Genomic DNA, 21,684 nt, shown 5'->3' on the forward strand with positions numbered 1-21,684 from the left:
TTTGAGAAGCAAAATTCGTGACAGGTATTTTGTCAATTGAAGCGACTTGTTATACAAACTTACTATCCATATTGATTTTCTAAATATATCAAATAGAGTTTCCATTCCATTGATGATCAGGATCTGGGATAAAAGTTACTCCGCTTCCTATACCATCAGAATCTGCTTCACATGTAGCAATTAACCAGCCACCTGGAATTTTTGTTCGATATGAATAACGAGGACCACCTTTATTCTTTAGCTCTTCCCAGACTAAAACTGGTGCGTCAATATCATCATCACCCTTACGAGAAAATAAACCCATTCAAAAAATCCTAACTTAATTTGTTTGTATAACGTCTAATTCAATGGTGCATGAACACCATTCTTACAAAGAACAAGTAACTTAAAACCAAGAATGCCAGACGTTATATGCATCCATTGCAATTTTTTGTTATAAGCCTTTTTTGTAAGACTTTGCTAGCGCCTCAAAAATAGTTTTCCTCTTTTGAAGCAACTCCTGCCTTACATTATCCATATCACTTTCATTTAACGATTTATTGCCGTCATAATATTTTCTACGCAGATCTTTTAAGAACTCGCCATAATCTCGAACCTGCGTTGATATGTTCGTTAATCCTAAGAGCATTAATTTTGACTCAGCCACAGTCAGGCTTTTAAACTGGTCGAACAGTTCGGACTTTGTTCGCTCTAATTCTTCGGAGCGTTTCTCTGTCAACCCCATGCCTTGTTTGTTATTTCTAACCCATTCAATTATGAGCGCCCAGTAACATAATGAAACATGCGTTACTTCTTCAATATTTGAGCTGACAGATTCAAGCGAATCATAAAATCGTTTGCGACTCTCCTTTTTACGCTCATTTCGATGGTTTAACCACGTAACTAGAAAGGTACCGATTAAGGTAATAAGGCTACCTAATCCAATCTTGATCGCCGTATCAATTACTTGTAATTCTGTTACTTCCATTTTGCTCCTCAGATCGCTGGGCTTATAACAGTTATTATACTGAACCATTCTTTGGGAAAGGTTCTGTATAATCTCCCTTACCTTCCCCCTGTGGACAATTTAACTTCCTGATATCTCGTGGTTTACTCGTTTGCTTTATCCACAAGGCAGAAAAGTACAGAACATGTCTTTATAATCTATCCACAGTAAAAATCCTTATAACTGTATATATGTACAGTTATAAGGATTTTTACACGCTACCGCCCTTCCGTAAACGAACAATAGGCATAAAACTATAACTGTTGCATATAGTTATACCAAATAACTGTCGTCATTCCCATGACGAATATAGCATTCACGTTCACATTTAATGTAAATAAGCTATTGTTTATATTCGTTTTTGTAAAAAGTAGCTCACATAGCCAGGAGGTAAATCACTCAGTTCACCAAAAATGTCATACCCAAGCTTTTGGTAAAATGGTAACGCTTGAAAAGACGTAGTTTCTAAACGAAATCTAGGTATGCCTTTCTCTACCGCATAATCTTCCAATGTTTTGAGTAGCTGCGTTCCATATCCCTTAGCCTGATAATTTGGGGCAACCCACAAACCATGGACATGTAACCATCCCCATTTTATTTCACCTAAAACTCCCCCAACTATCTGTTGGTTATCATTTTTAATAAACGAGGCAATTGTCTCTTTCTCTAAATGGCCCGTATGCATTTCATTAAAGCCGTTAAGGCCTTGTTTCAATATTTCAAAGTCATCATTAGATGGTATGGTCGGATAAGTAATTATCATTAAGCCTCTTTAAAAAAAAAAACCAGCGCCGAAGCACTGGTTTATATTCATAGGTAATAAAATTACATATTAAGCAATTTTAGTTAACCAATTATGAGTATCGGGTGCTCGACCCCACTGAATATCGTTCAGTGCATTACGCAATTTTGTTGCCATTGGGCCAATGTCGCCATTACCAACTTTGTAATCTTTACCGTTGTAGATGAAAGTACCAACGGAAGTAAGCACAGCTGCAGTGCCAGAAAGCATGGCTTCAACACCTGGTTTTGCTGCACGTTCTAGTAGTTCTTCAGTCGATACTTCACGTTCAGAGACAGTCATACCTAAATCTTTAGCAAGAGTAAGAATACTTGAACGAGTTACGCCGTGTAAGAAGCTTGAATCCAGCGCTTTAGTGATGATTTCGTTACCATCAACCAATAGGAAGTTAGCGGCGCCAGTTTCTGTAATGTAACCATTTGGACAGAACAGGATTTGATCCGCTTGATATTTTTCTTTTGCTTCAATTGTTGGGCGCAACGCACTCGCGTAGTTACCACCACTTTTGATCATACCCATGTGAGATGCACAGCGCTGACCTTCTTCGTCAAGCAATAAACGAAGTGCGTGTGCACCACCAGCGAAATAATCACCAACAGGAGACAGTAATACATACTGCATTGAGCTATTGGATGCAGATGCTGCTTTACCAATTTGTGCTTCAGTACCAATGTGAGTTGGACGAATGTACATAGAACCAGGGCCTTCAGGTACATCTGCCGCAAATTCAGCAACGATGTCTTTGATCATCTGTTCTAGTTGAGCTTTATTGATCTCTGGTAGAGCAAGAAGTCTGCTACTTTGAGCAAAACGTTCAATATTTTGGTCCATTCGAAATACGTGGACGCTACCGTCTTCGTGGCGGAATGCTTTCAGGCCTTCAAAACAAGTGCTTGAATAGTGTAAGACGTGAGCACCTGGATGCAGAGAAATACTGTCAGAAGGTACGATCTGCGAATCAGACCATTTATTATCCTCGAATGTTGCTAATGCCATCTTAGGCATAAACACGCTACCAAAAGCCGCCATTATAATTTCCTACTAAATAATGTGATAAAAAGATGTTGTGCGATTAAGTGTGGGCAGGCGTTAGATTGGATGTCCATGACTTAATGCAGAAATACTAAAACAGATCGCTACGCTAAGAAAGAGCCTTCAAACGATTTATTCGATATTGTTAATAAGTGTTAAAAATAAAGAAAAAACAGTACAAAAAACCAATAATTTAAATAATATAAGAATTTCGTATTTTTAAAAACCCGTAGTATTGTGGAATCAGTGGTGCATTCTTCTTCAAAAACGTAAAATTACAGTATTTACCTGGTTACGATACAGCCAACTGAATAAAACGTGACACTGTTGATTCGCTATATTAAGTTGGTTATCTAGGAGCATTAGGCTCTAACTCATTCTTTTTATTTATCATTTAGGCAAGGATAGTTTATGAAACTTATAGGTATGCTGGATTCACCTTTTGTCAGACGAGTCGCCGTTTCCCTCGCCATGTATGAGATTGAATTCGAAAGTCTACCACTTTCAGTATTTGGTGATTTTGCGCGCTTTTCTGAATATAACCCAGTGGTTAAAGCACCAACTCTCGTTTTTGATGATGGAACTCGTTTGTTAGATTCCACACTGATTCTCAATTATTTTGAATCTTTGGCTGACGATTTCCATGCCTTAATGCCATCTGATCCAGCTAAGCTTGCGAGCGATCTGAGTATTCTGGGGCTCATTCTTGCGGCTAGCGAAAAAGCCGTACAAAACGTTTACGAACATAAGTTACGCCCAGATGAAAAACAACATCAGCCTTGGATTGAGAGAGTGACCAAGCAGTTAAATGCAGCGTGTCATGAATGGGAAATAGCATTGAGCAATCGTCCCCTGTCAGAAAAAGCGGATCAAGTGTCAATCACGAGCACCGTTATTTGGAGTTTTATTCAATTAATGATTCCTGATGTGATTAAAGCCAGTGATTACCCAACCATTAATGCCATCGCGAATCATTTTGAAGCCACCCCAGAGTTCAAACGCTTTCCACTCAAATAACCACTTTCGGACTGAATAAACTGCCTAAGATTACTTGGGCAATTTATCGGTAACAAACGAGCGATTACGCGTGGCTAACCACATCAATAGCCCCACCACGCCAACCACCAGTTGAATCGTACCCAAATTAGTAATCAGCGAATGAGGGGAAATCGACACCAACACCATCCCTAGAGAGCCAGAGATCATGCCAAAAAATTGAATTAATGCGACGGCAGAGCCCGTATCTTGATCTTGCTGATCCAGCATTAAGTTCATACCCGGTACGCGCACCACAATGACAGATAAGGTTGCTGATGCCGCCCCCAATGCGAAAATAAATGGCGATAAGCCACCGACTAACAAAGTGAATATTCCAGTCGCAGAGAGAAGAATAAAACTCCCGGTAATTAGGTTCTTAACCTTAATGCGGCGTGATAATTTAATATAAATAGTTGGCCCGAACGAAGCGCACAATGCGTTAAAAGCGAATATGTAGCTAAATTGCTGCTCTGATAGGCCAAACCCTGTAATGTAGATATACGAACCGGCAGCTAAAAATGCCATCATTGCCATTGGCGTAATTGAGAAAATCACCAACAAAATAAAGAATCGATAATTTTTGATAACCACGCCTAAACGTCCCCAAGAATAAAAAATCGATCCCTGATAACGGCTGCGTAACGTTTCGCGATACAACAATGTTAATACACCGGCAAATGCACCAAACAGTGTTAGAGCCACAAAAACAATGCGCCATGAAGCAAATTTCAAAATCAGCGCTCCAAGCACTGGCGCAACCATTGGGGCGATCGTAACCAGAGACATAATCGTCGCCATTACTTTTTCACGCTCACGCCCATCGTATAAATCTTTAACAATCGCGGTGGAAACCACGGTAATCGCACTACCAAAGAATGCTTGTAACACTCGCGAGCCGATCAACTGTTCAATATTCCCCGCCATGGAGCAACACATGCTCGCAACCATATAACCGACAATACCCACGAGCAATATAGGCTTACGGCCAAACTTTTCGCTCAGCGGGCCCCAAATTAATAGCCCAACCGCGTAGGTAACGAAATAGCAGCTTAATGTGAAGTTAACCATGGCTTGCGTGGTATTAAATACATGAATCATTTCAGGTAATGCAGGAAGATAAAGATCCATCGAAAGCGGAGGAAACGCGCTGATGATGACCAGAAAGAACAGCATACCTTTCTTTCCAAGCACCGTTTGGAATTGTGAATGAGATTGAGTCATAAACGTTAAAACTTATACTAGACGTGAAAGAGAAATCGTTTCCATACTACTCCTATCTAAGAAAAATAGATTGATACAAATAGACTTTTGTCTCGAACCTTATGCTTTATAGTGAGCGCAACGATAGCACCACTACTCTATATCTCGTCGTTCTCGCATAAAACGAGCAAAACGCGGTTTACCCGTGCTGGTTTCACCGTTATACCGATAAGTGATGGTTGCACCTACAGCCGGTGGCGACTCTCGCTCAGCATCGGTCAAACCGCTGCCAATATAAAATAAGTGCCCGGCTTCATTGCGCACACGCAATGCGCCTACTTTGCCCCGTAACCGCCCGTTACCCTTCTTATAACCAATTACTACCGCTTCTGCATCTTGATAACTTTTCAGCTTCAACAAACTCTCACTGCGCCCATTTTGATAGGAATCTCGGATCCGGCGTAACATCACCCCTTCCGCCCCATTGTGTTCAACACTATGATGATATGCTCGCAGTGCCTGCTCATCTTGAAACGTGCGGTAACCAACAACTTGAACAAACGGTTTATTTAAAGAATGCACCCAGTGATTGAGCACGGCATAACGCATTGTGTAATCTCCCGCGTGTTCTGGTAAATCAAACACCATCCAGCGAATGTTTTTCCATGCCCGCTCATCGGGATGATCATCTAATACGGTTTTTTGCACTTGATTGAATTGGCCACGGCCCGCCCAAAGTTCACCTTCCACGCGATGATCAGGCGGCATCGAGTCCGTAAACCACTTGGGGGCATGAATCACCTTGCCAGAACGAGTCACTAACTCAGATCCTGTCCATAAGGCGCGAATCCCATCGTATTTTTCACTGACCCAATAATCTCTTAGCGCGAGCCCAGATTGATAGTCTTTAGCTAACGTCAACTTAGGAACATCCAGAGTAAGCGCATGAGCACTGATTAGGACTGGAGAGAGTATGATAACGCTTGTTGCAAACATCGTGACGTTGTAACTCATAATGTATTCCCTGAACTGTTGATACAAATACAGGAATGTTACAAAGCATACCGTCACACGCTAAATGGTAAGAGACCGTCTCCCGGCATACCTCAGAAAAGTCAGCGTAACACCAAGTAGCTTGCACTCAACTTGAGAGAACACTCGAACAATTGATTATTCAGTAGCAACAATTTGGCTGAGCCAATTTCGGCCAGCCACAACTCCCATTCGATAACCTTCGTCTAAAATTGGCTTTTTCATGGTGAGGCGTTTTACCGCAAAATGGCTCGGAGGAGCGATCACATGAACAGTGGCATCTTTTGGTGGGTGATGGATAAACTCCAACGATGCATTGTAATTTTCAGCGCGATGCATCAACGAATCAGCAAGTTTGGGATGACGTGATAATAAACATCGCAACAACCAACCATTTTTAGTCTTACCCATCGTGTAATCGGCAGGGTGCGACAAAATTACGGTGATATCACGCGCGCCACGCCGATACGCTTCACGTACAGGAATAGAATCGGCGACACCACCATCGGTATAACAATCTCCAGCGAAACAAGGAGTATGGCGATACACGATAGGCAGCGCCTGAGTCGCTTCTAATACATCGGCCAAATTGTCTGAGTTAATTCGGTAATAATCAGCATGACCCGTATTAACATTGGTTGCCGCAGCCAAAAATTCAGTGTGATCAAACAGCGTCTGCGTATCTACTGGGTATTGTTGATTCGATGCATCGATTAGCCAACGAACATCGACTAAATCACCACCATGAATAAAACGGCGTAAATTAAAAAATTCTGCGCTTGTCGCTAGGCGTGTAATCACTTCAAAACTGCGTTTAGGTTGATGAGCTAAGTACCCGACCAAATTTGAAGCCCCCGCGGAAACACCGATTGCCAGATCAAATGGCTGGTAATCTTGCTCCATGAAAGCATCCAATACACCGCTGGCGAAAATACCGCGCATGGCACCGCCCTCAACAACTAACGCTGTTTTTGTGATTTGCCCCATAACTCCTCTCCCTATGACGTTACGTAACACTCATTAAATGACTGATAATAAACACCAAGATAACGGCTAATATGACAAACAACAAATTGAAAAAACTGATTACTGCAATTGAATACAACGATGTAAAGCAATCTATCGATGATAGAAAAACAGCAGATACTAGGTATCTGCTGTTTAAAGGAGGTTATGCGACGTGATGATACGGTTCTAACGATTTATTTCTCGCTTTACGCGGGCAGTTACAACAAACATGCCCACCATCACGACGATAATCTTGGCAGCAACTCGCTCGCACCATTCTCAGTGTGCCCGTGCCTTCTTTGCGTTTATAAACATCAAGGTGTTTAAGCGGTAGATCAAGCGCTTCCAGCCAATAAGTCGCTTCTTGAATCACGTCATCATCGCTGAAGTTATCGATGGTCGCACGCAAACGAGCAACGTTCGTCAAAATAGCATCAACAATTAAGTGACGCGTAAAACCAGGACGAATTCGGGTCCAGTCACTCATCGCTTCACGGTACCCCTCAAACAGCACATTAAGTTCATGTGCACAATGGCGGATTAAGCCTTGATGATCGCTTGTTTTCCACTGGCCATTTTTAAAACTGTAACCTGTGACAAAGGTATCATCGCGGTATTGCGCTATTTGGCTGATTGGTGGCACTGCATTGAGTTCATAATCATAAACCGCAATGAAACTTAAAAAGATAGGCTGCCAACACAAGATTTCCCACGTTCTGGTTAACCAATAACTGCTGCCGGCCTCAGGATGATTTCTCTCAAGAGCCTGATAGAGTTCTTTGATCCATGCGCTTATTTCTGGCTGTTTTTGAGGACTGCTTAGTAAGACATTATTGTCAGGACTGCAGATTTTACCATCAAGATATGGAGTTACTGATCGCGCTTTTTCGAACAGTAGTTCAAAGCGAGGATCGATGATAGAAAATAGTTGGAAGGCCATAATAAACGTCTTAGGTAACAGGGAAAGGTAAATAAGGGTAGCCAGAAGCTACCCTATTCCATTAACGCGTTTTTCAGTTAGGATGCGCGACTTTTTTGCACTTGCTTCAATTGAGTCAGATATTTTATCCAACTTTTCGCTTCTGCCGACGGTTCGATGCGATTCGCTGTTTTTGCCTGACTGAGTGCATGATCTAAGCGGTTTAACTTATACAATGCACGGGTACGAGCAAGAGCAACATCAGCTTTGCGTTTTGGATCTTTCACACGATCAAGCTCTGCTAACGCTTCACTGTAATCGCCTTGCTGAGAAAGTAGCTGGGCAACATTCCAGTGGTACTTACCATCTAATTGAGCAGCCAGTTTCCACGTTTTAATCGCATCGTTCCACTCTTTAGCACGCTGCCAATAAATGGCTTGCTCAGTCACTAACTGTACGTCGGAATTCAAGCCTTTAATGCGTTGCATCACTTGTGCCGCTCTTTCAGGCACACCGGCTTGAGCATAGAGCTGAGCCAGTAAATGCAAATCTTGTTTACCAAGATCCAATCCTTGTAAACGTGCCAATGCCAACGTATCGAGCGCATCTTTACGTTTATTCACGCGCATCTCTAGGCTCACTAACTGCATCCACCAGTTTTTCTGGTTGGGCTCAATAGTAATCAAACGTTTGAGTGTCGGAATTGCCGCATTCCACTGCTCCAACTGCAGTTGCGCCCCTACTTTTAATGATAACGGGCCGACTTTATCTGGTAAGTGGTAAGATTCATAACGCTGCATGGCGGTAAGCACTTGTTTCCACTGACCGAGTTGGTAATGCACTTGGCTAATACGCAGCCAAATTTTGTCACCTTTCTCTGTTTTTGGCAGTGTTTTCGCTAACACATAATAGTGTGGTAACGCAGTCTTATACTGTTTATCCATCAAAAGCAGATCGGCAAGCATACGCCGCGTACTCCATGCCGAATCGTCTTTTAACTCGTTACTCTCGACCGCTTTCGTTAGCTCTTGAATCGCCGGTTTGATTTTCTCACTTTGCCAGTAGAACACGCCGAGCATACGTTCAAAATACGCCAAATCATAGCCACGTGTCGGCATATGATCTTTCAATAACGTAATCGCTTGGTCATACTTACCATCTTTCGCCAACTCATTCGCTTTCATCGCTTTAGAGGAGGCATATTGGCTCAGTTCAGCGGCACTGGCTACTGAAGTCACCCCTAAGAGCATTAGACAAGTCATAAATTGTTTAATCATTTGGCTAATTTAAACTCCAATTTAACGGTTTGCCCTGGCTGAGTGACAGCTTTACCGTCAGCCACCTTAGGCTGGTATTTCCAGCTTCTTAGTGCTCGTCTTGCTTCCCGTTCAAACATATGGCGCGGATTCGCTTTTACCACTTCAATATCAGTCGGATGACCGCTTTCGTCGATAGTAAATTTCATAATCACGAAACCTTCAATACCACGTTTCAGTGCGCGCACGGGATATTGTGGTTGCACGCGATACAGTGGCATTGCTTGTTGGTTGGTACCCAAATCACCAAACGATGGCGCTTTAATGGCAATACCTTTAATGCCGGTATCCAAACCCAACGAAGGCACTTTCGCCGCCTGAACGTTTTGCGTGACTTGCTGCGTTGTCGCTTGATGATGTTGAGTCAGCGTTTTTTCTGGCTGCTGCGGCGTTTCTGGCTTTGGTGGCACCGCACGATGACGACGCTGCACATCGTGATCTTGCTCCATCATTACCATATCAAACCGCACTGGCTCGGTTTTTTTCGGCGCTCGATGAGAACCGTTGTCGATCATCCAAGCCATAAATGCAAACAGCATAAAAGAGACGGCCAACGCGATTGGAGTGGCTATCAATAATCGGCGCATCAGCGTTTCTCCGCTGCCAATGCAATATTTTTGATACCTGCCCCTTTGGCTGCATCCATCACTTTAACAACCGTGCCGTTATATGCATGTTCATCAGCCTGAATGACTAATGACGCTTTTGGCTGCTCAGTACGCAAGTGTTCGAGTCTTGCTTGAACGCGCTCAACATCTACATTCTGTTTATCAATATAAATGTCGTTTGCAGCAGTAATAGCAACAAAGATTCCTGCGTTCTTCTGGCTCGTGACATGCGAGGCAGTAGGACGATTTACTTCCACACCCGATTCTTTTACAAATGAGCTAGTTACAATAAAGAAGATCAACATGATGAACACAATATCCAACATTGAAGTAAGGTCAATCTGCGCCTCTTCTTGTTTTGACTGACGTCGACCGAGTCTCATCGTTGACTCCTTAAAGCTTTTTCTAATTTTATTTCAGAGAGTTGGCATTTTTTTGCTAAACGTGAATGTGCAAACATCCCCGCTAATGCGGCAACCATTCCCGCCATGGTGGGCAAGGTTGCGAGCGAAATACCAGATGCCATTAATTTAGGATCACTACTGCCCATCGTCGCCATCACATCGAACACAGAGATCATTCCGGTTACGGTGCCAAGTAAACCAAGCATGGGACAAATAGATACGAGTACTTTGATAAAGTTAAGGTTTTTCATTAACTCATCGTGTGCTTGGCTTAACCAGCCTTGCTTAATTGCTTGCGCGTACCAAGAGCTATGATCTCGGCGAGCTTGCCATTGTTCAATCCAATGTTGGCTCTGTTTAGGAAAACTGAGCACGATGTACAACACGCGCTCAATCACTAACAGCCAACTAATCGCCACAACAGCAGCCAGCCACCAAAGCACCGCCCCACCCTGATTCATAAAATCAGAGATCGGTAACATGGCGTTCTTTAGTGCAAAAAACCAGTCTGCATGAATCATGTTAAATCCTTACGCTGTGGCAACTTGCTTAGCGTTACTTTCTTTTTCAGCTTGTTCAGCCACCAAGCCAATACCTTGTTTTTCTAGGATATTGCGGATGCTTTCAGCTTGAGAACTCAATACGTTGTGGCTTAGTAATAATGGCATTGCCGCCACCAAACCAAGCACCGTGGTGACAAGCGCCATCGAAATACCGCCCGCCATCACTTTAGGGTCGCCGTTACCAAATTGCGTGATCACTTGGAAGGTTTCAATCATACCGGTAACCGTACCGAGTAGACCTAGCATTGGTGCAAGCGCGGCCAACAATTTAAGCATGGATAAACCACGTTCCAAATGAGTTTGCTCATCCACAACCGCTTCAAGTAAACGCAGCTCTAACGCTTCAACAGTAAGGTTTTTCTCTTTGCTGTAAACAGCCAGAACACGACCAAGTGGGTTGTCCGTTTTATTACTAGGATCTTTCAATTGCTGTTTGATTTGTTTACGTGCAATCGCCAACACGACACCGCGGTACCCAGCGATAATCAAGCCAATCACCAATAATGCAATGATGATGTTACCTACCGCACCACCCGCTTCTAAGCGATCAGTCAGTGTTGGCTCTAATGCTAACTGTTGTGTCAATGTGCCGTGCGATGGGTCTAGTACGACATCATCAACGTCACCCTGTAACACGCTATTTAATGACGATAATGTTGGTCCATCTGCTGGTTGACGATCATAAGCAATCGCATCTTTACGTTTGTTATTCCAGTTGACGTAACCTTGCTCAGTCACCAAGCCAAAGGTACCGAGGCGTACCGCTTTTTCTTGAACAGTTTTACCATCACCATTGATGTAGTTAATGCTCACTGGTGCAATATGGCCGCTAGCCTTAACCTGCTCTTCCATTGCATGCCATAAACCCACCAACTGTTTCATGGATGGTAATGATTTGGCGGCGACAATATCATCGACAACAGGTGCAAATTTTTGCGCATCTGCACCAGTCACTGAGTCATCGAGATGACTTTTCAGCTCTTTCGCATTTTGGCGCACAACGCCAAATATTTCGCCAAGCGAGCCAGTTTCTAAACGCAGTTTTTCTTCAAGACGTGCTAGCTGATCTTCGTTTTTACTGAAGGTCGCTGAAAGTTGGTCTGCTTCTTTTTGCAACGCATCACGGCGTGCAGTCAACTCCGCTTTTTGCTTGCGCAATAAACGTTCTTGAGCTTTAAAATCGTTTTCACGGGAACGGTCGTGCGCTGCCTGCTGTTGATTTTCACTGCGCGCTTTAGTAGTTAAATCACCCGCGGCATAACTTGGTAATGCTGTGCCTGAAAGGGCGAAAGTCACGGCAGCCGCTGTTGCGAGTTTTTTCAATGAGATCATGTTATTTGGCCTCCGCTTTAGTCAGTGATACCGGGAGCGTTAAGAATGATGGTGCAATTTCTTGGTTGGCCAATTTAAATGCTTTATCAATGCTCTCTTTTTCACCACTATCTAATTCTTGCCACTGGTTTTGCTTCGCATTCCAACTCCAGTAACGAGTTTGGCTTAAGTTACGAGCTACAAGTGACACGCGGCCTAAATACAGGACATCCGCTTCGACTTGTTGATCTTGTGAAAGAGCAATACGTCCTTGGTAGGTACCAAGTTTGGTGCCGTAGTCCATCTCGATTTGATACGCTTCAAGAATACGACGGAATTTTTCAGCATCAGATACATCTGCACGAGGCATCAATGCTTTGAGTTTTGCAAGACGTTGTTGACGAGTTTCAAGACGAACCGGTTTATCTTGTTTAATTAGAGCGTCTAAACCATCTAACATATCGTACATGAGTGGCACTATGCCCTGACGAGTGGTTTTGATCTCAGCAATTTGGTCATTCAAGCTGTTCATCTCGTCATGTTGACTGCTTACCAAGCCTTTTAAGTGGTCACGATACACTTCAAGATTTTTTGTTTCTTCTTTTAAGTGTTCGACTTCAGCGCGTAATTCAATAGAAGCTTGCGCACTTTTATCCACTTTCTTTTGGCTAACCGCAGAAGACACATTGGTGTTGTGTTCGATTGATTTGGCGTCCTCAAGGGAATTCGCAAAGACAGGCATCGCCGCTGCCAAAGAAATCAGGACTAAGCTAGGTTTCATCATTTTCATCATTTGTTATCAATTACCGCGTGAGGAATTCGGACATGTTATTGATAAACACTCTCATTATCAACATTGTTTCGAATTTTATCGTCTTTTAGTAGTAACCACAATAAATTCACGTACTTTACAGCACGACTGTTGGCAAACGCAGCAATGACGTTAATAATGGGTAAAAAAGGAGTTGATATTATGCAGTTATTAAAACGTATGGCCGCCCTATTATTAGTGACAGTAATACTTGGGGGATGCACTGGGAAACCAGATAATATTGAGCCCGTGACGAACTTTGACCTAAACAAATACCTCGGTACATGGTATGAAATAGCACGCTTAGACCATAGTTTTGAACGCGGCTTGAGTAACATTCAAGCCACTTACCGTTTAAAAAGTGATGGTACCGTGAATGTGGTTAACCGTGGTTGGAACACTGAGGAAAAACAGTGGGCGCAAGCAGTAGGGAAAGCCAAGTTTGTCACCACCAGTGACATTGCCCATCTTAAGGTCTCTTTCTTTGGTCCTTTCTATGGCAGTTACGTGGTCTTCTATCTTGCCGATGATTACTCGCTAGCCCTTGTGACCAGTTACAATAAAGACTATTTCTGGATGTTGTCTCGTACCAAAACCATTAGTAAAGACAAGCTCGATCATGCGCTTGAGATTGCTCAAAAAGCGGGATTCGACACGAGCAAATTTATCTATCCCAAACAGACCGATAACCCATTACTTTAATACGCTAAATTATTGAGTAACAAAATATAACAAAAACAAGTTTAGACGCAAAAATGTCGGGGAAGGTGTTCAACCTTCCCTATTTTTATCCCAGCTTGATTTACAGACTTAATCCCGTTTCCTTTGCTACCTGAGCCATGCTACTGCGCATTTCGTCGGCAATTTGCCCCATAATTTGGCGCTCTTCATCGCTAAACGGGTGAATGAGTATTTTCTCTACGCCGTTTTTACCAATAACAACGGGTAAACTCATTACCACATTATCCAATCCGTATTCTCCACGCAGCAAAGTGCCAACCGGTAATACAGAGTGTTCGTTAATCACAATTGCCTGGATTATACGAAATACCGAAGCGGCAATACCGTGCGTGGTATTATTTTTGCGTTTAAAAATCTCAAATCCAGCCTGACGAACCGACTCGAGTAACTCATCGGCATCAATACGGGGAATACCATTCGCATCACAGTAATAATCGGCAGGCTGACCGGCAATACTGATCAAGCTTTTCGGCGTAAAACAGTGGCTGCCATGCTCACCTAAGACATAACCAAATACGTTTTTCGGATCGAGGTTAATACGCTGCGCCACGATTGTCATTAATCTAGCCGTATCGACAACACACCCCGCTGATATCACTTTACTGGGCGTGTATCCTGTATTCGCAACGATACTATGTGTGACAATGTCACAAGGATTAGTTACCACAATAATAATGGCGTTAGGCGCGACACGCTCGACTTTCTTGGCAATAGCTACCCCAATATTGCTGTTAATTTCAGCCAAATCCATACGGCTCTGGCCTTGTTTGATCTGAGCTCCGGCAGTAATGACTACAATATTTGCGTCTAGTAGATCCATATAGTCATCACTTGGCGTAATACGGGTATTTTTTGTGAACGTTAGCGCCGCGGTGTGGCGAAAATCAAACACTTCCCCTTCTGCACGAGCCAAATCCTGATCTAATAATACTAATTCACTCACACTGCCTAACGTTAATAAGTAATTACAAATACCTACGCCAACTGCGCCCGCACCAATAATACCTATTTTCATTGTCACTCATCCTTATACAATCCATTGGATTCATCATACTCTTTTCAGCAAAATCTATACCAATAAAATACCGCATAATTTCATTATAATAGTGGATGATATAAACATTTAGCCTCAAAGTTGGTCATATACACTATACAACTGCACCAATATCGTGCAGTTATCCATTTATAAATCTCAACTATCGTCATTTAATAAATTGATGTATAAGCGACTATATTTCTTAAGATTTATGCGTAAACTACGCTATTAATACGGACAATTTCATAGGTTAAGGAGTGTGTATGGCACTGACAATCGTCGGCCATCGCGGCGTTGCGGCCCACTATCCAGAAAATACTCGTGTGAGTATTCAGGCTGCGATTGATTTAGGGTTAAATTGGGTTGAGGTCGATGTGCAGCCGACAAAAGATAACATCTTGGTTGTCTGTCACGATCACACCATTAATCGCTGTAGTGACGGTCGGGGAAGAATTGATCGCCATACCTTTGCAGAGCTATCACAGCATGATTTTGGATACTGGTTTGCTCCTCAGTTTACAGGTGAGCCTTTATTAACACTCAGCGAGTTGTTACAGATGGCCAATCAACACCATCTTAATTTAAATATAGAAGTAAAGGTTGACCGGCACCATGATGTCAATCTCGTGGTTAAGTTACTCAAAGCCCAATTGGCTAGCGCCAACTTAACTCACTGTAAATTGCTACTTTCAAGTTTCAGTCACGCCATTATGCGTGAGTTGCACCAGCAATTATCTAATTATCCTCTTGGCGTTTTAACCAGTCGTATCACCCGTCACGATATCGCACTTCTCGATGAAATCGACGCTTTCAGTTGTCACACCAATTACCAAAGACTGCGTCAGCAACACGTAGATAAGCTCAAACAGACCGGCAGGCAGATCTGGTGTTATACCGTTAATGATGGTTCGGACTTTCCCCTTCTCGATCAAGTTGATGCGATCTTCAGTGATGACCCAGCACAATTTTTATAATGATCGATTCACCAATAAAACAAAAGCGCCAGAGTAACACTCTGACGCTTATCATAATCAGCAAAGCTTATATTCTCGACAGCTCATATTCTCAACATAAAATCACCGCTATCGAGTTAGCAAGCCTCAACTTATTTTAAGTTTTCTGGGAAGTTTGCTGGTAATTCACTTGCTGGGCAGTTGATCACTTCTTCGTTATCACGGCCTGCATCACGTACGAATGTGATTTTCGCAAATTCATCAATCACTTCAGTTGGGTATGCAGGACCTTCTGCACGGTAAGCTTCCATTTGTTCAATGTGTTCGTTTTGGAAACATACGGTTTTCTTAGGATCGTTGATTACCCAACGTGGGAAGAAAATAGTACCGTGAAATACTTTATCAGCTAAGTTAGCAATCAAGCTTACATCAGTACCAGTAGGTTCAGTCCAAGACACTTTGTATACGTCTTGTGCAACGCGAACCAAGTAAACACGTTGATCTTTCACCCAACGGTTACCAACGATACCACTGTGAATACGGTAATCAGCTGTGGTTTCATTTTTGAAATAGAATTCATAGTTCCAACCGTTGTCATAAGTGTAGACAAGGTGTTTACCAACGATACCGCTTAAATCATTAATGTCGAACATATCAAATCCCTCATTATTTCGTTTCATTTTTGTGTTGCTGATCACTATACATCAAATTATTAGATATAAAATTCGTAATGTTTGAATAATAACTTTAAAAAATTTTATATGTTAAAAACCACTCTCGAACAATGGCAGGTATTGCGCTCTGTCGTAGAGCAAGGCAGTATTGCAAAAGCTGCTGAGCAGACATTCAAAAGCCAACCGGCCATTAGCTACCAGCTATCACAACTGCAACAGCGGTTGGGGCTTGAAATTTTAAATTTGAAAGGACGTAAACTCGTTCTTACTGAGCAAGGACGAATCCTGTTAGAGCAGGCCGTATTTATTCTGGATCAGTGGCGGGATTTAGAGGCACGCGCAGAAGCACTCACACAAGGTGAGCGTGCCGTCATCAGCTTAGTTGTTGATAGTCTATTCCCTAAAAGCGATCTGTTTAATGGTTTAAAACGCTTTAATCTGGCGTTTCCTAATACTCATGTGCATGTGAAAGAAACCGTTCGTGATGAAGGTATGATGCTACTTAATCAGGGTAATGACGATTTATACATCATTAGTGCTCCCGAGAATCTATCCGTGACCAAGTCAGCGGTGATGACGGTTGAAGTGATACCTGTCGCACATAAAGAACACCCTATTTTTCAAGTACCTTCTCACTTAAGAGAAGCGAAATTAAAATGTGTCCCTATGATTCAGGTTGTCGATAAATATCATCAGCAGCCTAATGATGAAGATAATCGTTATCAAGACTCATGGTTTTTCACGTCCCTTTCTTCAGCGGTCGACGCCATCATTAATCAACTTGGGTATGGTTGGATTCCCATCAGTGAAATTCATCAATATTTGGACAATGGCACCCTATGCCCTATTTTCGATGATCAACAAATGTTAAGAAACTCAACTCTATACCTAATAAAAAATCAGGACGCCCGCCATGACAGCGTGATACACGCTTTGGAGGACGCCCTACTTGAAAATATATTACCCAAAGAGGAGCACCATACTCCCCTTGATTAAGCTTTAAATGACATACCCAAGTTAGCCAGCATATCGGCTTTTTTCTGCACATCATTAGCCAAATCATACACGGTCGTAGCATCGTGTAAGGTTTGCGATGATGCATCTTTGATAGTCGTTAAGTTTTCATTAATTTCTTTCGCAACAACACTTTGCTCTTCTGCGGCGGTAGAAATCTGGTTAGCCGCATCATCAATAACTTGTACCGCATCACGCAGTTCACTGACACTTGATTTAGTATTTTCAGTATCTTCAACACATCGAGTGGCGGCCGCCTCCCCAGTTTGCATCGTTTCTTTTAATGTCGCTAATGTAGTGACGACATCTTTCATTGAAGATTGAATGCCCTCTGTCGCTTTATGCGTACGTTGACTCAACGCTCGAACTTCATCAGCGACCACCGCAAATCCGCGCCCTTGCTCACCAGCTCGCGCTGCTTCAATGGCCGCATTCAACGCCAGCAAGTTAGTTTGTTCTGCTACGCCCTGAATCTCATTCATAACCGAACCGATTTGTTCGATTTTTTCTGCTAACAGCTCAGTCGCCGCTGAGGAATTATTCACTTCACTCGCCACGGAGGAGACTCGCGTTGCTGTTGAATCGATATTTTTCATCACTGTTCGGCACAATGTTGAAGCATTACGCACCTGATCAGATGTTTGTGCACTATTACGCGCCACTTCATGGATAGTCGCTACCATTTGTTCAACCGCCGTTGAAATTTTTTCTAACTCTTCGGTTTGAATTTGAATGGCCTTTTGACTGTTCTTCGACAAAGATTCCATCTGTTTTACTTTAGACAACAGTTCACGTCCACTATCTAAAGTGCGACCGATAATGGTTTTGACCTTACCTTTTTGCATGCGAATATGAAATTCCGCATTATTGGTTGGCAAATCACAATAGAGATAACGTGAGATGCTATCGTAGTTTTTTTGTAATTCAGCGTTATAGCCAGCATGCTTAATAATTTCGCCATAAAATAAAGCAATAAATAGAAATGGAAGAATTACTGAAATATAAGGATTAAAAAGTACCGTCAGGGCAATAACTACAATGCTTAGGATCGCCGACAATGTTAACCGACCGCTGACTCCCATCGCTAAAGGGGACGTAATCCGTTTACCCGCGATCAGCTTCTTGTAAGCGGTTTCTGCCCGTTGACGAATCGCTGGAGTTAAGTTGCGACGAACAGACTGGTAGCCGACCAATTTCCCGTGCTCATAGATGGGAGTAACAAAAGCATCGACCCAGTAATACCGACCATCTTTACAACGGTTTTTAACCGCGCCGCGCCAATTTTGCTCGGTTTTCAAATGGTCCCACATATCCTTAAAGGCTTCTTTAGGCATGTCGGGATGCCGTACTACATTATGATTTTTGTTCACTAATTCTTCTAGTGTATATCCAGCCACCTGACAAAATTCTTCGTTTGCGTATGTAATGACGCCACGAGTGTCGGTTGTAGAAACTAACTCTGAATCTTTAGCAAATGTGACTTCTTCATTTATCACATGTTGGTTTCTGTTACTCATATATTCTTACACCCTTATTAGACGCTACAGATAAGTGTAATCAAGGGTTTGTAATTTGCATGATGAATAAATGAGAAAATGTACCCCTTACGAGCTACACCTTTAGAGGTGTGCAGTACATCAAATTTTTATATGAAGCGCTATTTATCGTTACAATAACAGTGTCGAGATTGATAGATTATGGCCACTTAAATACAAAAACGCGCAAGTGGTAACACCTGCACGCTTTTTCATAACATCGGTCATGATACCGTGTCATTCAAGATACTATTTCTACGCAAATATAGTCGCGTAAGCCTAGGCTCTGATGTGTGCCTCTTGGAATCGTTTGGGTATCGTCGTTATTATTTGCTGCTCTTCCAACGACGCCATGACCAAATAGCAAGTGCGCAAAACAATAATGCAGCAAAGAAGGTCATCTCGTAATGTTTAATATTATGTAAGAAAATTTCTACTGTATTACCAAAGACATACCCTAAAGAGCCGACTGCAATTGCCCACACTAACGCACCAATAATATTGAGAACAATAAATCGTTTTGGTGGAACATTACTCGCGCCGATTAAAAATGGCGTCACCGTTCGAATGCCGTAAAGAAAGCGGAACCCCAAGATAAGCCACACTTGGTGTTTATGGAGTAGAGTCAATACACGCTCTGATTTCGCCTGCCATTTTGGTCGTTTTTCGATAAAGCTACGACCTTTGATACGACCAATAAAATAATACAATTGATCACCAAATAGCGTCCCCAAGAAGGCACTGACAATCACCCAAAATAAATCCAAAAACCCTTTGTGGGCAAATACGCCGCCAATCACCAAAATGGTTTCGCCTTCAAAGAAGGTGCCAATGGCAAGGGCGATATATCCGTAATCTGATACTAACTGCTGCAGAGACATGACGACACTCAAATAACTGGCTATCGATAGCCTTAAAACACTGTGGTCGGTATTCTGCCACTTTATTGAGTCGAAATCATGAGTTTTGTGTTTACCTTATGAATAATCGGGCTATTTTTCACGCTTCATACTAAACAAGACGCGCATCTGGTTGATTTTCAGGCAATGCTTTTATAAAAGCAGGGTCGGATCGTAACGCTTGTTGTATACGCTGGATAATTGGATAAGGTGTAAGGTCAACATCAAAACGTTCCGCGTTATACACTTGCGGAACTAAACACGCGTCCAACATTGTGACAGCGTCACCAAAGCTGTACTTACCTGCGGTCTCCTTTAAACGGGATTCTAACGCGGCAAATCCCACTTGAATCCAGTGATGATACCACGCACCTTTCTCATCTTGGCTCACCCGTAAGTTTGAATCTAAGTAGCGCAAGACGCGCAAATTATTGAGTGGATGGATATCACAAGTGATGTCTTGCGCCATCGATAATAAACGATATTTTTCACCGACATCGTTGGGAAGCAAAGGAACTTGGCGATAAGTTTCATCCAAATATTGCATAATGGATAAACTCTGATTGAGTACGAGTGGACCATCAATGAGCACAGGAACCAGTTCGGTTGGGTTGATTTGTTTGAAATTCAATAAACTTTTGGCAGTTGCGCCACCTAAAATGTTAATCGGCATCTGTACATAATCTAGCCCTTTGAGATTGAGCACAATTCGCACACGATAAGATGCTGATGAACGCCAGTAACTGTATAAAGTTAACTCACTCATGGAATGGCTCCTACCACGTGAACAGTTTGTTCAATCGCCCCAAAAATAGATTCACCTTGTGCATTGAACATTTCAATTTTTATATCATCACCATGGCGCATAAATTGCGTTGTCGCCTCACCATATTTGAGTATTTCGATCATTCTTCGTTCCGCAATACAAGAATAACCAACGCCACCTTTTTCTACTTCAGTGGGCATGTCTAGATGTTGCTTATTAGAGACCGTACCGGAACCAATAATAGTACCTGCCACTAAACTGCGTGTTTTAGCAGCATGAGCAATCAGTTGAGGGAAATTGAACGTCATATCGGCACCAGTATTGGGTCGACCAAATAAGTGGCCGTTGTAAGTACTCAATAAAGGCAAAACGACCTTAGTGCCATCCCATGCAGGACCAAGTTCATCCAAGGTAACGGCAACCGGACTGAAAGATGAAGAGGGTTTGGCTTGATAAAAACCAAACCCTTTCGCTAATTCACCAGGTATAAGGTTTCGTAAAGACACATCGTTAACTAACATCACCAGTTTGATCGAATGCGCCGCTTCTTTTGAACTGCACCCGACAGGTACATCCCCGGTAATAACAGCCACTTCAGCTTCAAAATCTAATCCCCACTGTTCTGTTCTTACTTCAATTGGCGCATGTGGGGCTAAGAACGTGTCACTTCCCCCTTGATACATTAGAGGATCGGTCCAGAAGCTAGGTGGCATCTGTGCGCCGCGCGCCTTACGCACCAATTCAACATGATTAACATAAGCCGATCCGTCTGCCCAATGATAAGCACGCGGTAAAGGAGAATGGCATAACGCTTGATTAAATGGCTTAGCATCAGCACGTTTCCCTGAACATAATCCCAGATACACCTCTTTTAAATCTGGTTCGACTTGCAACCAGTGATCAAGAGCATATTGCATGGTGTTAGCAATCCCAGGCACCGCAACGTACTGAGATAAATCACGGCTTACCACCACAAGTTGACCATCGCGTTGATGGGACTGCAACGTTGCCAATTTCATAAGTTCTCCTACTTGATC

24 protein-coding genes are annotated in these 21,684 nt (G+C 42.6%); 4 read left to right on the forward strand and 20 right to left on the reverse strand.

The genetic code is table 11. The features are described from left to right. Positions 1 to 88: 88 nt before the first annotated feature. From I1A42_RS08290 to I1A42_RS08305, 4 genes are all read right to left on the reverse strand, one after another. Entirely contained in the window at positions 89 to 304 is a 216-nt protein-coding gene (locus tag I1A42_RS08290; protein ID WP_196123194.1) for a hypothetical protein, read from the reverse strand. A 129-nt stretch (positions 305 to 433) separates the two neighbouring features. Further along, entirely contained in the window at positions 434 to 967 is a 534-nt protein-coding gene (locus tag I1A42_RS08295) for a hypothetical protein (RefSeq protein ID WP_196123195.1), read from the reverse strand. Positions 968 to 1,334: 367 nt separating this feature from the next. Next, the gene (locus tag I1A42_RS08300; protein ID WP_161155811.1) at positions 1,335 to 1,748 is read right to left on the reverse strand and encodes a GNAT family N-acetyltransferase; all 414 of its coding nucleotides are present in this window, start codon (positions 1,746 to 1,748) and stop codon (positions 1,335 to 1,337) included. 69 nt (positions 1,749 to 1,817) lie between these two features. Beyond that, a complete protein-coding gene (locus tag I1A42_RS08305; protein ID WP_196123196.1) occupies positions 1,818 to 2,816 on the reverse strand; it encodes a branched-chain amino acid aminotransferase in 999 nt (332 codons plus the stop codon). Between the two features lie 414 nt (positions 2,817 to 3,230). Between I1A42_RS08305 and I1A42_RS08310 the strand changes: the two genes are divergently transcribed. After that, positions 3,231 to 3,836 (forward strand): glutathione S-transferase family protein, encoded by a 606-nt coding sequence (locus I1A42_RS08310; protein ID WP_196123197.1) that lies wholly within the window; start codon positions 3,231 to 3,233, stop codon positions 3,834 to 3,836. A gap of 30 nt (positions 3,837 to 3,866) precedes the next feature. Here the strand turns inward: I1A42_RS08310 and I1A42_RS08315 are convergent, their stop codons facing one another. From I1A42_RS08315 to I1A42_RS08360, 10 genes are all read right to left on the reverse strand, one after another. Beyond that, positions 3,867 to 5,078, reverse strand: coding sequence for a multidrug effflux MFS transporter (locus tag I1A42_RS08315; protein WP_456243418.1), 1,212 nt, complete (start codon positions 5,076 to 5,078; stop codon positions 3,867 to 3,869). 132 nt (positions 5,079 to 5,210) lie between these two features. After that, positions 5,211 to 6,071, reverse strand: a complete 861-nt coding sequence (locus I1A42_RS08320) for a DNA ligase (protein WP_196123198.1) — start codon at positions 6,069 to 6,071, stop codon at positions 5,211 to 5,213. Between the two features lie 156 nt (positions 6,072 to 6,227). Next, positions 6,228 to 7,067 (reverse strand): patatin-like phospholipase family protein, encoded by an 840-nt coding sequence (locus I1A42_RS08325; protein ID WP_408063526.1) that lies wholly within the window; start codon positions 7,065 to 7,067, stop codon positions 6,228 to 6,230. Between the two features lie 193 nt (positions 7,068 to 7,260). Next, entirely contained in the window at positions 7,261 to 8,037 is a 777-nt protein-coding gene (locus tag I1A42_RS08330; RefSeq protein ID WP_196123200.1) for a siderophore ferric iron reductase, read from the reverse strand. Between the two features lie 77 nt (positions 8,038 to 8,114). Then, a complete protein-coding gene (locus tag I1A42_RS08335; protein WP_196123201.1) occupies positions 8,115 to 9,293 on the reverse strand; it encodes a tetratricopeptide repeat protein in 1,179 nt (392 codons plus the stop codon). After that, positions 9,290 to 9,919 (reverse strand): energy transducer TonB, encoded by a 630-nt coding sequence (locus I1A42_RS08340; protein WP_161155804.1) that lies wholly within the window; start codon positions 9,917 to 9,919, stop codon positions 9,290 to 9,292. The genes I1A42_RS08335 and I1A42_RS08340 overlap by 4 nt, the downstream gene beginning before the upstream one ends. Next, on the reverse strand, positions 9,919 to 10,323 hold the full coding sequence (locus I1A42_RS08345) for an ExbD/TolR family protein (RefSeq protein ID WP_161155803.1): 405 nt from the start codon (positions 10,321 to 10,323) through the stop codon (positions 9,919 to 9,921). Before I1A42_RS08345 ends, I1A42_RS08340 begins: the two co-directional genes overlap by 1 nt. Beyond that, the gene (locus I1A42_RS08350) at positions 10,320 to 10,865 is read right to left on the reverse strand and encodes a MotA/TolQ/ExbB proton channel family protein (RefSeq protein WP_161155802.1); all 546 of its coding nucleotides are present in this window, start codon (positions 10,863 to 10,865) and stop codon (positions 10,320 to 10,322) included. The genes I1A42_RS08345 and I1A42_RS08350 overlap by 4 nt, the downstream gene beginning before the upstream one ends. A gap of 9 nt (positions 10,866 to 10,874) precedes the next feature. Further along, entirely contained in the window at positions 10,875 to 12,236 is a 1,362-nt protein-coding gene (locus I1A42_RS08355) for a MotA/TolQ/ExbB proton channel family protein (RefSeq protein WP_408063527.1), read from the reverse strand. A gap of 4 nt (positions 12,237 to 12,240) precedes the next feature. Further along, positions 12,241 to 13,008 carry a DUF3450 domain-containing protein gene (locus I1A42_RS08360; RefSeq protein WP_408063528.1) on the reverse strand — a complete coding sequence of 256 codons (768 nt, stop codon included), beginning with the start codon at positions 13,006 to 13,008 and terminating at the stop codon, positions 12,241 to 12,243. A gap of 183 nt (positions 13,009 to 13,191) precedes the next feature. Between I1A42_RS08360 and I1A42_RS08365 the strand changes: the two genes are divergently transcribed. After that, the gene (locus tag I1A42_RS08365) at positions 13,192 to 13,731 is read left to right on the forward strand and encodes a lipocalin family protein (protein WP_196123202.1); all 540 of its coding nucleotides are present in this window, start codon (positions 13,192 to 13,194) and stop codon (positions 13,729 to 13,731) included. A 100-nt stretch (positions 13,732 to 13,831) separates the two neighbouring features. Here I1A42_RS08365 and I1A42_RS08370 read toward each other — a convergent pair whose 3' ends face one another. Then, entirely contained in the window at positions 13,832 to 14,785 is a 954-nt protein-coding gene (locus tag I1A42_RS08370; RefSeq protein ID WP_161155798.1) for a lactate/malate family dehydrogenase, read from the reverse strand. A gap of 284 nt (positions 14,786 to 15,069) precedes the next feature. Here I1A42_RS08370 and I1A42_RS08375 point away from each other — a divergent pair, with 284 nt between their 5' ends. After that, positions 15,070 to 15,780, forward strand: coding sequence for a glycerophosphodiester phosphodiesterase family protein (locus I1A42_RS08375; RefSeq protein ID WP_196123203.1), 711 nt, complete (start codon positions 15,070 to 15,072; stop codon positions 15,778 to 15,780). 131 nt (positions 15,781 to 15,911) lie between these two features. On the opposite strand, the gene I1A42_RS08380 is transcribed toward I1A42_RS08375, so the two are convergent. Then, positions 15,912 to 16,412, reverse strand: coding sequence for a phenolic acid decarboxylase (locus tag I1A42_RS08380; RefSeq protein ID WP_196123204.1), 501 nt, complete (start codon positions 16,410 to 16,412; stop codon positions 15,912 to 15,914). A 108-nt stretch (positions 16,413 to 16,520) separates the two neighbouring features. Here I1A42_RS08380 and I1A42_RS08385 point away from each other — a divergent pair, with 108 nt between their 5' ends. Continuing rightward, positions 16,521 to 17,429, forward strand: a complete 909-nt coding sequence (locus tag I1A42_RS08385; RefSeq protein ID WP_196123205.1) for a LysR family transcriptional regulator — start codon at positions 16,521 to 16,523, stop codon at positions 17,427 to 17,429. On the opposite strand, the gene I1A42_RS08390 is transcribed toward I1A42_RS08385, so the two are convergent. The 4 genes from I1A42_RS08390 to I1A42_RS08405 form a co-directional block, all read right to left on the reverse strand. Next, positions 17,426 to 18,964 carry a methyl-accepting chemotaxis protein gene (locus tag I1A42_RS08390; RefSeq protein WP_161155794.1) on the reverse strand — a complete coding sequence of 513 codons (1,539 nt, stop codon included), beginning with the start codon at positions 18,962 to 18,964 and terminating at the stop codon, positions 17,426 to 17,428. The two genes, I1A42_RS08385 and I1A42_RS08390, sit on opposite strands and share 4 nt — an antisense overlap. Before the next feature lie 344 nt (positions 18,965 to 19,308). Continuing rightward, on the reverse strand, positions 19,309 to 19,863 hold the full coding sequence (locus I1A42_RS08395) for a DedA family protein (RefSeq protein WP_161155793.1): 555 nt from the start codon (positions 19,861 to 19,863) through the stop codon (positions 19,309 to 19,311). A gap of 130 nt (positions 19,864 to 19,993) precedes the next feature. Then, on the reverse strand, positions 19,994 to 20,647 hold the full coding sequence (gene maiA, locus I1A42_RS08400; RefSeq protein ID WP_196123206.1) for a maleylacetoacetate isomerase: 654 nt from the start codon (positions 20,645 to 20,647) through the stop codon (positions 19,994 to 19,996). Further along, entirely contained in the window at positions 20,644 to 21,666 is a 1,023-nt protein-coding gene (locus tag I1A42_RS08405) for a fumarylacetoacetate hydrolase family protein (protein WP_196123207.1), read from the reverse strand. Before I1A42_RS08405 ends, maiA begins: the two co-directional genes overlap by 4 nt. Positions 21,667 to 21,684 lie beyond the last annotated feature (18 nt).

Origin of the sequence: Vibrio nitrifigilis, from assembly GCF_015686695.1 — a bacterium.
Classification (GTDB): Bacteria; Pseudomonadota; Gammaproteobacteria; order Enterobacterales; family Vibrionaceae; genus Vibrio; species Vibrio nitrifigilis.